The following is a 14,486-nucleotide window of genomic DNA, read 5'->3' as shown; positions in this document are numbered from 1 at the left end:
CGGGCGTTCAGCGCGCCGGAGCCGCGCGCAGGATCTCGACCTGCTCCGCGTATGTCTTCTCGATGCGCTGCAGCCGCTGTTCGCGCGCCGCGTCGTTGACCCACGAGGCGGCCATGGCGCGCTGCTTGCCCAACTGGTGCTCCAGCCGCGCCTCCGGCAGCAGCGCGCTGTCGTCGGCCGCAACGTAGCCGTAGGCCGCGCGCAGGGTCTTGAGCACTTCGCGCTCGGCGTCCGCGCGCGGACCCTTGCCCTTGCCGTAGCCAGTCAGGAAGTTCTGCAGCCGCGCCTGGAACTCGGGCGGGAAGTCGCGCCGCACCACCATCGGCGCGCCGGGCGGCGGCTCCGATTGCCAGACCACCTGCAGCCGCTCGGCCTCCACCGGGAACTGCTGGCGAAAGCGCTCCAGGTCGGTGGTGTTGTTGGTTGCCACGTCGGCGTCGCCGTTGGCCACGGCCAGTGCGGTGGCCTGGTGAGTGCCGACGAATTCGCTGCGAAAGCGTGTCTCCATCTCGATGTTGTTCGGCAGGAAGAGCTGGCTCTGCGGCACGATGAAGCCGGTGACCGAACGGCTGTCGCCGCGCGCGAGCCGCCATTTCTCCGGCTGGGCCAGCACGGCTTCGAGGGTGTTGAGCGGCCCCGCCTTGCGCACCAGCAGCACGGCGCGGTGCTCGGGCACGCTGGGGTGCCGCGCGATCTGCGCCACCACCTTCATGCGCCGCTGCATCACGGCGTCGAGCGCCATCTTGGCCGAGAGGAAGGCCATGTCGATCTCGTCGCGGCCGATGGCGCGGTCGAGCTCTTCGTAGGTGGGCACCGAATAGGCGCTCACCGGAATGCCGAGGCTGCGGCTCATGTCGGCCATGAGCGGGGTCCACAGAGCGCGCGACTCGACGGTGCCGCCCAGCGGCAGCACGCCGAAGCGGATCATCCTGATCGGCACCGGCGCGGCCTTCTCTGCTGTCTTTTCGGATGATGCGGCGGCGCCCTGCGCCATGGCCGGCGGCGGCGCGGCCAGCATGGCCGCGAAGGCCAGCACCAGCACGGCAGCCACGCGCCGGGCTTTCATCGTCACGGCGTCACGTCCTTGAGCACGCCGACCTGTTCTGCATAGCCGCTCTCGATGCGCTGCAGGCGGGCTTCGCGCGCGGCGTCGTTCACCCATTGCGCGGTCATGGCGTTCTGTTTGGCGAGCTGGTAGGCCAGCTTGGCCGCGGGCTGCAGCGAGCTGTTGTCGGCGGCCACGAAGCCGGCCAGGTCGTGCAGCGACTTGAGCACCACGCGCTCGGCATCGCCGCGCGGCCCCTTGGCGCGGCCGTAGCCGGTCAGGAAGGCCTGCACGCGCTTGCGCAGCTCGGGCGTGTATTCGCGGCGCACCACGATCTGCGCGTGCGGGATCAGGTCCGACTCCCACAGCACCTGCAGCCGCTCGGTCTCGGCCGGAAAGCGCAGCTTGAAGCGCTCGAAGTCGGCCGTGTTGTTGGTGGCCACGTCGGCCTCGCTGTTGGCCACGGCCAGCGCGTTGGCCTGGTGGGTGCCCACGATCTCGCTGCGAAAGCGCGTCTCCATCGCGATGTGGTTCGGCAGGAAGAGCTGCAGCTGGGGCACGATGAAGCCCGACACCGACTGCTTCTCGCCGCGCGCCAGCCGCCAGCGCTCGGGCTGGTCGAGCATGTTCTTCAGCGAGTTGAAGGGCGGCGCCTTGCGCGACAGCAGCAGCGCGCGGTAGCCGGGCAGGCCGTCGTGCCGCACCACCTGCGCCACCACCTTCATGCGGCGCTGGGTCACGGCGTCGAGCGCCATCTTTCCGGACAGGAAGGCCATGTCGACCTCGTCGCGCTGGATAGCATGCTCCAGCGCCTCGTACGAGTTGACCGACAGCACGCTCACCGGGCGGTTGATGGCGCGGCTCAGCTCGGCCAGCAGCGGGTCCCAGTCGCTGCGCGACTCGAAGGCGCCTCCGAGCGGCAGGATGCCGAAGCGGATCGGCGCGTCCGGCGCAGGGGCGGCCTGGGCCGCGGCCCACAGCGGAAAGCCCGTGAGCAAGGCCAGTGCCGCCGCTCGGAGGACACCGGAGAAATCGACGAATCGGCGCATGGAAGCCTGCATTTGTGGTCCTAAAGAGATAGGGCCGTTGCGCATCGGCGGGTCTAACATGGGCAGCGCGGACGCCATTAAATATCAATTGCAAGCAATTTTTGTGATGTTTTTCCTGTCTTCCCGGTTCCGGACCGGCCTCCTAAGCTCGGCGCCCATGCGTCCGATGCCCCCATGAACTGGAACTTCCGCGTCCTGCGCGGCCTGGCCCGCCTGACCTTTGCCCAGCAGCTGATCCTGCTGGCGCTGGTGCCGGCGGCGCTGGCCACCGTGGCGGCCATCACCGTGCTGACGCGGCAACACCTGGGCAACCTCACGGAGCTGATGCGCGCCAATGCGCAAACGGTGGCCCTGCAGGTGGCCACGGTGGCGCAGGCGCCATTGGCGCGCATGGACCGCCGCGCGCTGGCGCGCACCGCCCAGTCGGGCACCTACCAGCCCAACGTGCAGCAGGTGCAGATCTGGACGGAAGACGGCGAGATCGTCGCCAACTCCGAAACCGTCGACCGCGCCCGCGCCGACGGCCTGCAGGTGGTGGTGCCCATCGTGGGCGACGACGGCCGCCACAACGGCCAGGTGATGGTCGAGATGAGCCTGGCCGCGGTGGAAAGCGCGCGGCGCTCGGTCTGGTTCAACGTGGGACTGGTGCTGGCGATCAGCCTCTTCGGCGTGAGCCTGGCAGGCTGGTGGGCGGCGCGGCGCATCAGCGAGCCGATCCGCGCGCTCGGCAAGGCGGTCGACCGGCTCGGCGCGGGCGAGGACGCAAGCGTGGCCATCGAGGGCACCTCCGAAGTGCGCCACCTGCAGCACGGCTTCAACCAGGCCGCGCGCGCGCTCGCGGAAAGCCACCGGCTGCTGCAAAGCCGCATCAACGAGGCCACGGCCGAGCTGGCCCGCAAGAACCAGCAGCTCGAAGTGGCCAGCCAGGCCAAGACCCGCCTGCTGGCCGCCGCCAGCCACGACCTGCGCCAGCCGCTGCATGCGCTCACGCTTTTCTCCGACGGGCTGGCCAACGGCGAGCACGACCCGGTGAAGCTGCAGCGCATCGGCCACATCCGCGAGTGCGTCGATTCGCTCGACCGCTTGTTCTCGGAGCTGCTGAACCTGTCGCAGCTCGACGCGGGCGTGCTGCAGCCGCAGTGGATCGATTTTCCGCTCGACCGGCTGTTCGATGAAATCAGCCGCAACTTCCGCCCGGTGGCCGAGCAGCAGAGCCTGCGGCTGGTGGTGCGCAAGACCGACATGTGGGTGCGCTGCGACTACGTGATGCTGTCGCGCATCCTGAACAACCTGGTGTCGAACTCGCTGCGCCACACCATCGAGGGCGGCGTGCTGATCGGTGCGCGGCGGCGCGGCAGGGGCGTGCGCATCGACGTGGTCGACACCGGCGTGGGCATTGCCGCGCAGCACCAGGCGCGGGTGTTCGAGGAGTTCTACCAGGTGGAGCCCACCGGCCGCCAGGCGGCGCGCGGCGCGCGCGGCATGGGGCTGGGCCTGGCCACGGTGCAGCGCCTGGCCGAGCTGCTCAACACGCGCGTAGAGCTGAGCTCGAAGCTGCACAAGGGCACCTGCGTGCGGGTGCTGGTGCGCTCGGCCCCGGCCGCACTGCCGCCGGCGGCGGGGTCGCAGGCCGTTGCCGCCATCGAGGAAGAAGAAAGCCTGGCCAACGTGCGCATCCTCGTGATCGACGACGAGCGCACCATCCTCGAAGGCCTGACGGTGGTGCTCTCCAACTGGGGCGCCGAGGTGCTGCCCGCACAGACCCGCGCCGAGGCGCTGGCGCTGGCCGACACCTGGGAGCAGCCGCCCGACGTGGTCATCAGCGACCTGCTGCTGCAAGGCGGCGACAACGGGCTCGACGTGATCGCCGCGCTGGAGCGCCATCCGCGCGGCATCGGCGCCGGCACCGCGCGCCTGCTCGTCACCGGCGAGACCAAGCCCGACCGCCTGCGCGAAGTGGCGAGCGCCGGCATCACGGTGCTCTACAAGCCGGTGTCGCCGCGCGTGCTGCGCCAGGCCATCCAGACGCAAAGGGCCGTCGCAGCCCTCGCGGTAGGTGCGTAGGTAGTCCATCGGACATAGGCCGTGCGGCTGCCACCGCGTGACATCCGTCACACGAGCAGGCCCTCGCCGACACGGACATAAGCCCTCCGCCTTATCGCGCCAAGCCGGGTCCGTCCTTACATTGGACTATCGCCCCTCGCTGCGGAAGCAGTCCATGTTTGTTGCCGTGAATTCCTTTCTCTCGCCCTTCTGCGGAAGGTTGCGCCGCGCCGTGCTGGCCGTGGGCTTCGTGTGGGCCGGTGCTGCTGTCTCGTCCGTCTTGTTCGCTGCCCCGGCCTCGGCCGCCAGCCTCACGGTGCTGATGGGCGACGATGCCGCGGCGTCTTCCGAGTTCGTGCAGCAGCTGCGCGCGGACCAGGAACCCGGCGGCAAGTTCGAGCTGGTGCGGCTCACTCCCGGCGGCGCCGATCCGCAACCGCCCGCGGAGGCAACGGACACCGAGCGCGCCGCGAACGCCGGCGTGCGCACGCGCAGCCTGCGCACCGCTTCCGACGCGCCGCTCACCATGGCCGTCGGCCCCGCCGCCGCGCGCGCCGCCGTCGAGCGACCAGGCCAGGAGCCGCTGGTGCTGGCAATGCTGAGCCGGCTCGAATACGAAACCCTGAAGGCCAGCAGCCCTGCCCTGCGGCGCGGCGACCGGCGCGTGGGCGTGCTGCTGCGCGACCCGGCCATGGCCGACCAGCTCGCGCTGATCACCGCAGTGCTGCCGCAGAAGCACCGCATCGGCGTGGTCGCCACGCCCGAGTCGGAGCCGCTGGTGCGCGAACTGCAGCGCGCCGCGCAGGGCGCGAACCCGCCCTGGGACCTGCGCGTGGAATACGCGCCCGACGCCAAGTCGCTCGCCAACGCCCTGCGCCAGGTGGTGCCGCTGAGCGACGCGCTGATGGTGCTGCCCGACCTGATCGGCGACAGCCAGGCGGCCACGCTCTCGGTGCTGCGCGCCGGCGCGAGCGCGGGCCTGCCGGTGTTCGGCGCAAGCGAAGGGCTGGTGCGCTCGGGCGGTCTGGCCGCGGCGGTCTCGACGCCATCGCAACTCGCGCAGCAGGCCCGGCTGCTCGGCCAGAAAGTGGCGAGCGCGGGCACGGGCAGCAGCAACAGCAATGCGCCGCTGGTGGAAGCGGCAACGCCCGCCACCGTGCGCGTCAACGCCACCGTGGCACGCGGACTCGGCCTGCGCATGCCGGAGGAACGGGAACTGACCGACCGGCTCGCAGCCCCGCGATGAGCACCGCACCGCCCTCTCAAGGCCCGCCGGGAACAAACGGGGCCGGTGCGCCCGCGCCCATGCCCACGCCGCCGCCCCAGTCGCCCCACACGCTGGTCGTGCGCGGCAACCTGCAGCGCGACCTGTTCCGTCTTGGCGTGGTGCCGTGCGCGGCGGTGGCGCTGGCGCTCACCGGCTGGTTTACGCACAACCGGCTGCAGACCCTCGAAGCCGCCTTCGACGCCGAAGGCCAGGCCGTGGCGCGGCAGGTGGCGGCCATGTCCGACCTGAGCCTCTACGCGGGCGACCTGCCGGCGCTGCAGAACGTGGCCAACGCCGCGCTGCGCGGCGGCCAGGTGACGCGCGTGGAGATCAGCAACAGCGCGGGCGTGTACGTCACGGCCGGGCCCAAGACGCCGTCGCTGGCGCAGCTGCGCATGTTCACCTCGCCGGTCACGCTGCGCGAGGCCTCGCGCGCCAGCGCCTTCGCGCCCGCCGGCTCCACCGCTGCGGGCGACACGCCCATCGGTCTCGTGCAGACCTTCCGCGACACCACCGCCTACACGCGCGAGCGCAGCCGCTCGCTCTTTGCAGGCATCGGCATTGCGCTGGTGGCGCTGGTGGCGGCATGGGCCTCGGTGCGCCACATGGCACGCACGGTGGCGCGGCCGCTGCGGCGCGTGTCGCGCACGGTGGCGGCGCTGGAGTCGGGGCATTTCGAGGTGCGCTGCGACGTGGTCGAGGGCGGCACGCGCGGCACGCACGAACTCGCGGTGCTCGCGCACGACATCGACCGCCTCGCCGAGCGACTGCAGCGCAACCGACAGGTCAGTGAAGAGCGCGTGCGCGAGGCCACCGCCGTCGCATTGCAGCGCATGGCCGAGGCCGAGCAGGCCGCGCTGTCGCGCGCGCGCTTCCTGGCGGCAGCGAGCCACGACCTGCGCCAGCCGCTGCATGCCATGGGCCTGTTCATCGACGGCCTGCTGCCCGGTGCCTCGCCCACGCAGCGCCCGGCCGTGCTGCGGCTGCAGGAGAGCACCGAGTTCATGGGCGTACTGCTCGACGACCTGCTCGAGATCTCGCGGCTCGATGCACAGGTGCTGACGCCTGCGATCGCCAAGGTGCCCCTCGCCGCGCTGTTCGACCAGCTCGATGCCCAGCACGCCGCCACCGCCGTCGAGGCCCGCGTGCGGCTGCGCTGGAGCGACCGCGGCCTGGCCGTGCGCACCGACGCGGCAATGCTGCGGCGCATCGTCGGCAACCTCGTGACCAACGCGCTGCGCCATGCGCCCGAGGGCGGCACCGTGCTGGTGGCCGCACGGCGCAGCCCGGCCGGCGTGCGTATCGAGGTGCGCGACAACGGCGTGGGCATCGCGCCGATCCATCAGGGCCGCATCTTCGAAGAGTTCTACCAGGTGGCCAACACCGAGCGCGACCGGCGCCGCGGCTTCGGGCTGGGGCTGGCCATCTGCGCGCGCATTGCCGCGCTGCTGGGAACCCGCATCACCGTGCGATCGGCGCTGCAGGCAGGCAGCACTTTCAGCTTCACGCTGCCCGAGGCGCGCCTGGCGGACATCACGCCACCCGAGCCGCCGCCGCTCGCCGTCGCGCCCCTGGCCGGCCTGCGCTGCCTGGTGGTGGACGACGACCCCGCCATCCTCGACGGCAGCCGCGCGCTGCTGGAGCAATGGGGCTGCCAGGTCGAATGCGTGACCAACGGCCCCGAGGCCATCGCGCGGCTGGGCACCGGCGACCTCCACTACGACGCCGTGCTGTGCGACCTGCAACTGGCGGGCGAAGGCGACGGCGTGGACGTGATCGACGCCGCCAAGCGCCTGCAGCCCGACGCGCTGGCGGTGCTGGTGTCGGGCGCCACCGGGCCCGAGGTGCTGCAGCGGCTGCGACATGGCGGGGTGATGCTGCTGACGAAGCCGGTTGCGCCGGCGAAGCTGCGGGCGTTGCTGACCACGCGGCGGCACGTGCACATCGCCTGACCCCGGCGCTTTCTACGCCCGCGAGAACTGCCGGCGATACGCAGTGGGCGATACCTTGAACGCCGACATGAAATGCTTGCGCAGCGACACCGCCGAGCCGAAGCCGGCGCCGGTCGCTACGCGCTCGACCGGATGGTCGGTGGTCTCCAGCAGCCGCTGCGCCAGCGCAAGGCGCTGGTTCTGCACCCACTGGCCGACCGTGGTGCCGGTGGATTCGCGAAAGCGCCGCGTGAAGTTGCGCCGGCTCATGAGTGCGCGCCGCGCGAGGTCGTCGAGCTCGTGCGGCGTGTCGAGGTGCCCGCCGAGCCACTCCAGCAGTGGCGCGAGGCGGTCGCGCTCGGCTGTTGCGGGCACGGGCTGCTCGATGTACTGCGCCTGCCCGCCCTGCCGGTGCGGCGCGACCACCATGCGCCGCGCGGCGCGGTTGGCCGTCTCGGCGCCGTAGCGCACGCGCAGCAGGTGCAGGCAGCAGTCGATGCCCGCGGCCGTGCCGGCGGAAGTGAGCACGCTGCCGTCGTCCACGTAGAGCACCTCGGGCTGCAGCTGCACCTTCGGATATTGCTTGGCGAAGGCCGGCGCCAGCTTCCAGTGCGTGGTGGCGGGCCGGCCGTCGAGCAGCCCCGCCTCGGCCAGCACGAAGGCGCCCAGGCACAGGCCGACCACGGTGGCGCCGCGCCGGTGCGCGGCCTGCAGCGCGCGGATCAGCTCGGGCGGCGCCGCGCTGCCGTCGTCGCGCCATGAAGGCACCACCACGATCTGCGCCCGGCGGATAGCCTCGAGCCCGTGCGGCACCACGAGCGTGAAGCCCGCGTTGGTCTGCAGCGCTCCGGGCTCCGGCGCGCACACCCGCATGCGAAAGCGCGGCGCGCCGGTCTCCGTGCGGTCTTCGCCGAAGACCATGCAGGGCACGGACAGATGGAAGGGGCTGATGCCGTCGAAGGCGACGACGGCGATGGTTTCGATGGCCGGATTGCGCATGGCCCGATCTTATCGATGAATGGCTTTCGGGCCACTGTCGCAAAACGGTGCAAAGGCGAAGAATCAGGCCATCCGAACAACCAGAGAGAAGGAGCCTTTCATGAGCAACAACACCGCCACAACCCCGCGCCGCGCCCTCGTCGTGATCGACGTACAGAACGAATACTTCGAAGGCGGCGGCCTGCCGATCGAGTTCCCGCCCATCGAAGACACGCTGCCCAACGTGACGAAGGCCATGGATGCGGCACGCGCCGCCGGCACGCCGGTGATCGTGGTGCGCCACCATGCGCCCAAGGGCGCACCGGTGTTCCAGGCCGACACGCACAACGGCCAGCTGCACCCCGAGATCGCGAAGCGGCCGCACGACCACCTCATCACCAAGAGCTTTCCGAGCGTGTTCACCGGCACCGACTTCGCCGACTGGCTCGCGCGCCACGAGATCGACACGCTGAGCGTGGCCGGCTACATGACGCAGAACTGCGACGCCTCCACCGTGTTCGAGGCCATGCACCGTGGGCTGAACGTGGAGTTCCTGGCCGACGCCAGCGGCGCTCTGCCGTACGAGAACGCGGCGGGCAAGGTCACGGCGGAAGAAATCCATCGCGTGTTCAGCGTTGTCTTCCACAGCAACTTCGCTGCGGTGACTTCGACCGACGCGTGGATCTCCGCGATGCGCGAAGGCCAGGTCATCCCGAAGGACAACGTCGTGATGTCCAACCGCCGCGCACGCGGCGTCGCCTGAACCGGGCGCGGATCAGAAGTCCGCGCAGCCGTTGCGCTTCTCGGTGTCCACGCAACTCGACAGGTTGGGCCGCGAGCGCACGCGCGACCATTCGCGCGCCAGCACGTCGCTGCCCTGCGTTGCGCGGTCGCCTTCCAGCGGCCCGGTGGCAAAGCAGATCGGTGGCGGGCCGATGTTGCGGTCGTACACCCAGGTGGCGGGCAGGTCGCGCAGCACATCGGGGCGCGGCAGGTTGGGCAGCCCGCCGACGAACAGGGTGCCCGGCACCACATTGACCGCATAGCCCTCGGCCGAGGTGAAGGTGCCATTGATCGGGTACGCGCCCTGCGGGCTGGCCTGCAGTGCCGGCGAGAACAGGAAGCCGGCGAAGCCCGCGCCCGTGTCGCCCAGAATGAGCCCGCCGATGCCGTAGCTGAACAGCGGGTTCGGATAGCCGAAGGGCCGGCTCGCGTTGGCGACGATCACCGTCGCCACCGGCTGCTGCGCGTAGATGAAGTGGTTGGCACCCGCGGGAATGCTCACCGCGCACAGGCCCGAGTAGGCGCAGTGGTACAGGTTGGGGTACAGCCCCGAACCCGCCAGGCCGCCGCGCGTCTCGCCCACCCAGGTGTCGGCCCACACGCGCCACGGCGCGCCGCCGATCGTGTAGCCGCCGGTGTTCTGGAAGCGCGAGGCCGCCACGAGATCGGTGCCGCTCGTGCTGCTCACGTTGGCGCCCAGCAGCAGGTCGCCGCTCAGCGTGCGCACGAACACCGTGTCGGCCGCCATCGAGGTGGCCGACACGACCTGCGGCGCATTGCCGGCGGCGTCGTAGCCGGTGACGCTCACCGAGCCCAGCTTCACGGTGTCGACATCGACATAGCGGAAGGCCCCGGCCGCGCCGCCGCCCACGGTGTCGGCGCTCACGTTGTTCGCCGCCTGGTCGAGCAGCACGCTGCCGCCGGTGGAGCGTGCCAGCAGCGTGCCGGCAGTGATTGGCGCAGCGGCTGTCTGCGTGATGTTGCCGCCCGAGATCAGCCCGACCTTCGACGCCGTGAGTGCGCCGCCAAGCTGGATGTTGCCGCCACCGCCGTTCTGCAGCGTGAGCGCGTTGGGCACGCTCAGCGGCCCGACGACGTTGATGTCTGCCGCATGGGCATTGCTGCCAGCGACGATGGTGGGCGCATCGAGCCGCGTGAACTCGTCGGCCGACACCGCGAAGCCCGTGGCCGCCGTGCCGCCCAGTGTGATCGGGTTGGCCGTGCGGTCGACCGCGTTGCCGGCAGCGTCCACGCCGCCGGGGCGAAGGTTGAGCACGTTGCCCGCGCGCACCGTGCCGGTCAGCACGAGCGCGTCGGTCGAACCGTCGTTGCTTGCGCGCAGCACCACATTGTTGTTGCCGTCGATGCGCCCGCCGGTGCCAAGGGTGATGCCCGTGCCGTTGGCCTGCGACTCGCCCGCGACGTCGATATTGCCCGCGCCGAGCGTGGTGACCAGCGCGTTGTTGGCGATCAGCACGCCGCCCGACGTGCCGCTCTGGGCACCTGGCGTCACGAGGCCGCGGATGCCGATATTGCCGTCGATGCTGCGCACCGTGACGTTGCTGAGATCGACGGCCTGCACGGCAAGCGGCCCTGTGCTGGGGTCCGTCACGCCGCTGCCGGTGCCGTAGATCGAGATGTCGCCGCTGGTGGTGAGGATCTGGCTGGGCCCGGTGCCCGCGCCGATGCGCACGCCGGTGCCGCCCGGAGCGGTGCCCGAGATCGACACGTCGCCGGTGCTGCTCTGGATGCCGACGCCGCTGAGCTGCACCGTCGCGGTGAAGCCCGAGAAGGTGGGCGTGCCGCGCTGGCCTGTGATCTGCACCGAGCCGCCGGGACCCGCATCGCCCAGCGCCGTGGTGCGCGTGTCGATCGTCGTGTTGGTCATCTGGATGGCCGTATTGCCCGTCGGGCGGGTGTCAGCCGTCATCGTGACGTTGCCGCCGTTGGTGGCGATCGTCATGCCGCTCAGGAAGATCGATCCGTTCTGACCACCCACGCCCGCGTTGAACACCACGTTGAGCGCACCGGAGTTGGACTGGATCGAGTTGTTGTTGAAGGCGTTGATGTTATGCGCCGCGTCGAGCTCGAAGGTCAGCGGCGCGGCGCCCTTGCTGCGCACGATGGCGGCATCGGCCGCGAAAGTGATGTTGCCGTCGAAGGCATTGCCGCCCGTGCCGGTGGTGATCGTCACGCTGGTGCCGCCGTCGAGCGCGTTGTTGATGTCGCCGTCCTGGATGGTCGAGTTGGCCAGCGGGTCGAAGGGGTTGCCCGTGAGGCTGCCCGAGGCGGTGCCGTGCGCGATGTTGACGTTGAACGGATCGATCACCCAGGAGCCCGCGCTGCCCACGGGCGCCGAGGCGTCCACGCGCAGGCCAGTCAGGTCGAAGTGCTGCGCCGAGGTCTCGATGCTGCCGCCGTTGCCGCCAGCACTGCCGCCGCGCGCCGACAGGCTGCCGTAGCCGCGCAGCGTGTCGCCCGCGATCACGTTCACCGTGCCGCCGTTGCCCGTGGCCGACTTCGCGTCGGCGCGCAGGCTGGCCTGATCGCTGATGGCGATGGTGCCGGTGGCGCGCACGTCGATGGTGCCGGACTGGCCCGCGCCGCCGGCGTCGATGGTGGTCACGTTGTCGAACGAATCGGTCACCAGCACGTTGCGCCCGTTGAGGCTGACGGTGCCGCCCGCGCCGGTGCTGCTCGAGACGTCGAGCACCGGCAGGATGGTGGTGCCCGACTCCAGGTCGCGCAGGTTCACGCGCCCCACGCGCACGTCGCCGCCGCGGCCGTCGATGGCAATGCGCCCGCCCTCGGCGCGCACGGTGCCGCCGGCTTCCATTCCGAGCACCACCGCCGATGCGTCGTTGCCGACGGTCGCGGCGCCGTTCGCCACGTCGAAGCCCTTGCCGCCCGCCGTGCCCGAGATCGACACGTCGCGCCCCTTGCCGGCCGTGATGCTGCCCCCGAGGATGGAAACGCCGTTGCCCGCGCCGTAGCTCACGCCGGCGCCGCCGTTGGCGGCCGATGCCGAGGTCAGGAAGGCGCTGTTCGCCGTCAGGCCCTGCATGTCGCTGCCGGTGCCGTCGATGGCCACGCGGCCGCCGGCATCGATGATCGCGCCGCGCATCGAGATGCCGCCGATGTTGCCCGTGGTCACGTCAGGGAAGGAACTGTCGACGAAGTCCACAGTGCTGCCGTACACCGCGACGGGGTCCGTGGCCGTCCAGCTGCGCGAGCTGCCGGTGATGTTCACATCGCCTGTGCCGGTGCGCAGCACCGTGTCGTTGCTCTCGGTGCCGTCCAGCAGCACGCCGCCCGCGCCGATGCCGCCCGCGCCGGTGATCGCGATGTTGCCCGCGCCGGTGGCCAGGCTGCTGCCCGAGACTTGCACGCCGTCAGCGCTCACGTAGTAGTTCGGATCGCCGGCCGAGCTGCTGGAGCCCTGCCCGCGCAGCACGATCGAGCCGCTGCCGCCGCAGGCGCCCGAGGCCATCGCGCAGGTGTTCAGCGTGCTGTCGAAGAGCGAGATGCCCGCGCGGCCGATATTCGGCCCGCCATCGGTGGGCGCGATGCCGCCGACCGCATAGCCGTTGGCCGCGTCGCTCTGCCCATAGAAGCGGATGTTGCCGCCGTTGGTGGCGATGCTCGCGTTGTTGAGCTCGATCACGCCGCCGTCGGTGCCGCCGCCTGAATTGGCGTTGAAGTCCACGTGCAGCGCGCCGCTTTCCGAGCGGATCGACGAGCCGCTGGACATCTGGATGTCGCGCAGCGAATCGACCGTGAGCCGCGCGTCGCGCCCCTGCGACTTGACGATGCTCGCGTTGTCCTGGAATCGCACGTCGTGCGACTCGCCATCGTTGGAGCCGGTGCGCAGCGTCACGTCGGTCGAGCGGCCCAGCGTGTTGCCGATGGCTGTCGTGCTGATGCGCGTGTCGGCCGTGTTCTGCGCGTAGTCCGACGGGTCGTAGGGCGGCACAGTGTTGTCCACATTGAGCGTGCCCTTCGATTCGACCACCCAGGTCCCGTTGGCACCGCTCGCACCGCCCGCCGCATCGATCTGCGCCAGCTCGGTCACCTCGACCTGCCGCGCCGTCGTGGTGATGGTGCCGCCCGCGCCGCTGCCCGCACCGCGCGCCTGGAGCTGGCCGGAGACGTGCGTGTAGTCGGCGCTCAGGTCTACCGTGCCGCCTTGCCCGTTGGCACCGGTTGCGTTCGCGCGCAGCACCGAATCGGACGACATGCTCACTGCGCTGTTGCCCGTTACCTGGATCTGCCCGCCCTTGCTGCCGCTTGCATCGGCGGTCAGGCCGGACAGGCGCACGTAGTCCGCGCTCGCGGTGATCGAGCCGCCGGCCACGCCCGCCTCGGTGCCCGTCGCGTCCAGAGTGCCGCCGAGCAGCATCTCGTTCGAGCGCGCCGGCGACTGGCCGCCGTCGAGCACGATCTCGCCGTTGCGCGTGGACAGCGAGAGAGCCCGGATCACGCCGGTCTGGCTCACCACGAGCTGGCGTGCATCGACATCCGCCGCAGCCGCCATCAGCACCACGCGACCGCCATTGGCCGTGATGTTGCTGGTGTTCATGAGCTGCGCGGTCGTCGACTTGCTCTCGTCAGCGGCCTGCAGGTCCGCGAGCTTGAAAGTGGTCTGCCCATCCAGCGGCACCTTGAAGGTCGTGAGCCCGTCGCCGTCGAAGTCGAGGTTCATCGTGAGCTTGCTGGCCGACACCAGGCCCACCGAACCGCGCGCGACGTTGATCTCGCCGTCGTTGCGCACCGAGCCGCCGACCAGCGCCACGGTGCCGCCCGGCGATGCGGTGATCGACGCGCCGCCCTCCACCCTCACCTGCGCAATGCTGCCCGAGGGACCGACGAAGACAAGCTGCTCGCTCTTGTCGAAGGCCTTGTTCTCCGAGCCCGCGGGCATGAAGTTGCTGTTGGCGATGTCCAGCGTGGACGCGACCAACCCGCCCACGTTGACCGACGAGCCCTTGCCGAACACGATGCCGCTCGGGTTGATGAGGAACACGCTGCCGCCGGGCAGGTTCGGGCTGCCGATCAGCGAAGTCTTCAGCGTGCCGTCGATGCGCGATGCCTGGATGGTGCCGCCGTCACCCACCACGCGGTTGAGCAGCACTGCACGCGTGCTCGGCTGCGCGATGTTGACCGTGTTGGTCGCGCCGATGGAGAAGGTCTGCCAGCTGGCGATACCGCGCAGGGACGGCTGGGTGATGCTCATCACGTTGCCGCTCTGCGTCATCGTGACGCCGCCGGCAATGGGCGTGAAGCCGGTGGGCAACACCTGCGCCATGGCCGGGGCCGCGCCCGCACAGATCAGCGACAGCGCGATGGGCCGCAGTTGAAGCCGCTGTGGAAATCGATTGCGTTGCTTCATG

8 protein-coding genes are annotated in these 14,486 nt (G+C 70.6%); 4 read left to right on the top strand and 4 right to left on the bottom strand.

What is annotated here, in order from left to right:
• Window positions 1-7 precede the first annotated feature (7 nt).
• Complete coding sequence (phnD, locus tag BMW87_RS14685; RefSeq protein ID WP_093077064.1) at window positions 8-1,066, bottom strand: phosphate/phosphite/phosphonate ABC transporter substrate-binding protein; 1,059 nt, start codon at window positions 1,064-1,066, stop codon at window positions 8-10.
• Window positions 1,067-1,068: 2 nt separating this feature from the next.
• Entirely contained in the window at window positions 1,069-2,106 is a 1,038-nt protein-coding gene (gene phnD / locus BMW87_RS14680) for a phosphate/phosphite/phosphonate ABC transporter substrate-binding protein (RefSeq protein WP_093077063.1), read from the bottom strand.
• A 162-nt stretch (window positions 2,107-2,268) separates the two neighbouring features.
• Here phnD (BMW87_RS14680) and BMW87_RS14675 point away from each other — a divergent pair, with 162 nt between their 5' ends.
• The 3 genes from BMW87_RS14675 (at window position 2,269) to BMW87_RS14665 (ending at window position 7,356) form a co-directional block, all read left to right on the top strand.
• Complete coding sequence (locus tag BMW87_RS14675) at window positions 2,269-4,158, top strand: ATP-binding response regulator (RefSeq protein ID WP_093077061.1); 1,890 nt, start codon at window positions 2,269-2,271, stop codon at window positions 4,156-4,158.
• 154 nt (window positions 4,159-4,312) lie between these two features.
• The gene (locus tag BMW87_RS14670; protein WP_093054209.1) at window positions 4,313-5,383 is read left to right on the top strand and encodes an ABC transporter substrate binding protein; all 1,071 of its coding nucleotides are present in this window, start codon (window positions 4,313-4,315) and stop codon (window positions 5,381-5,383) included.
• On the top strand, window positions 5,380-7,356 hold the full coding sequence (locus tag BMW87_RS14665) for a hybrid sensor histidine kinase/response regulator (RefSeq protein WP_093054207.1): 1,977 nt from the start codon (window positions 5,380-5,382) through the stop codon (window positions 7,354-7,356). The genes BMW87_RS14670 and BMW87_RS14665 overlap by 4 nt, the downstream gene beginning before the upstream one ends.
• Window positions 7,357-7,368: 12 nt before the next feature.
• Here the strand turns inward: BMW87_RS14665 and BMW87_RS14660 are convergent, their stop codons facing one another.
• The gene (locus BMW87_RS14660; protein ID WP_093054205.1) at window positions 7,369-8,334 is read right to left on the bottom strand and encodes a GlxA family transcriptional regulator; all 966 of its coding nucleotides are present in this window, start codon (window positions 8,332-8,334) and stop codon (window positions 7,369-7,371) included.
• Window positions 8,335-8,434: 100 nt separating this feature from the next.
• Between BMW87_RS14660 and BMW87_RS14655 the strand changes: the two genes are divergently transcribed.
• A complete protein-coding gene (locus BMW87_RS14655; RefSeq protein ID WP_093077060.1) occupies window positions 8,435-9,076 on the top strand; it encodes a cysteine hydrolase family protein in 642 nt (213 codons plus the stop codon).
• Between the two features lie 12 nt (window positions 9,077-9,088).
• Here the strand turns inward: BMW87_RS14655 and BMW87_RS14650 are convergent, their stop codons facing one another.
• Complete coding sequence (locus BMW87_RS14650; protein WP_093077058.1) at window positions 9,089-14,485, bottom strand: two-partner secretion domain-containing protein; 5,397 nt, start codon at window positions 14,483-14,485, stop codon at window positions 9,089-9,091.
• Window position 14,486: the final 1 nt, after the last annotated feature.

It is taken from the genome of Variovorax sp. OV084 (genome assembly GCF_900111625.1).
In the GTDB taxonomy this organism is placed as follows: domain Bacteria; phylum Pseudomonadota; class Gammaproteobacteria; order Burkholderiales; family Burkholderiaceae_C; genus Variovorax.
This window is presented reverse-complemented; position numbering and strand designations above follow the sequence as displayed.

Coding starts and splice junctions, on each gene's coding strand:
- BMW87_RS14665 (WP_093054207.1), top strand. CDS start 5,380: ATGAGCACCGCACCGCCCTCTCAAGGCCCGCCGGGAACAAACGGGGCC.
- BMW87_RS14670 (WP_093054209.1), top strand. CDS start 4,313: ATGTTTGTTGCCGTGAATTCCTTTCTCTCGCCCTTCTGCGGAAGGTTG.
- BMW87_RS14655 (WP_093077060.1), top strand. CDS start 8,435: ATGAGCAACAACACCGCCACAACCCCGCGCCGCGCCCTCGTCGTGATC.
- phnD (WP_093077064.1), bottom strand. CDS start 1,066: ATGAAAGCCCGGCGCGTGGCTGCCGTGCTGGTGCTGGCCTTCGCGGCC.
- phnD (WP_093077063.1), bottom strand. CDS start 2,106: ATGCAGGCTTCCATGCGCCGATTCGTCGATTTCTCCGGTGTCCTCCGA.
- BMW87_RS14675 (WP_093077061.1), top strand. CDS start 2,269: ATGAACTGGAACTTCCGCGTCCTGCGCGGCCTGGCCCGCCTGACCTTT.
- BMW87_RS14660 (WP_093054205.1), bottom strand. CDS start 8,334: ATGCGCAATCCGGCCATCGAAACCATCGCCGTCGTCGCCTTCGACGGC.
- BMW87_RS14650 (WP_093077058.1), bottom strand. CDS start 14,485: ATGAAGCAACGCAATCGATTTCCACAGCGGCTTCAACTGCGGCCCATC.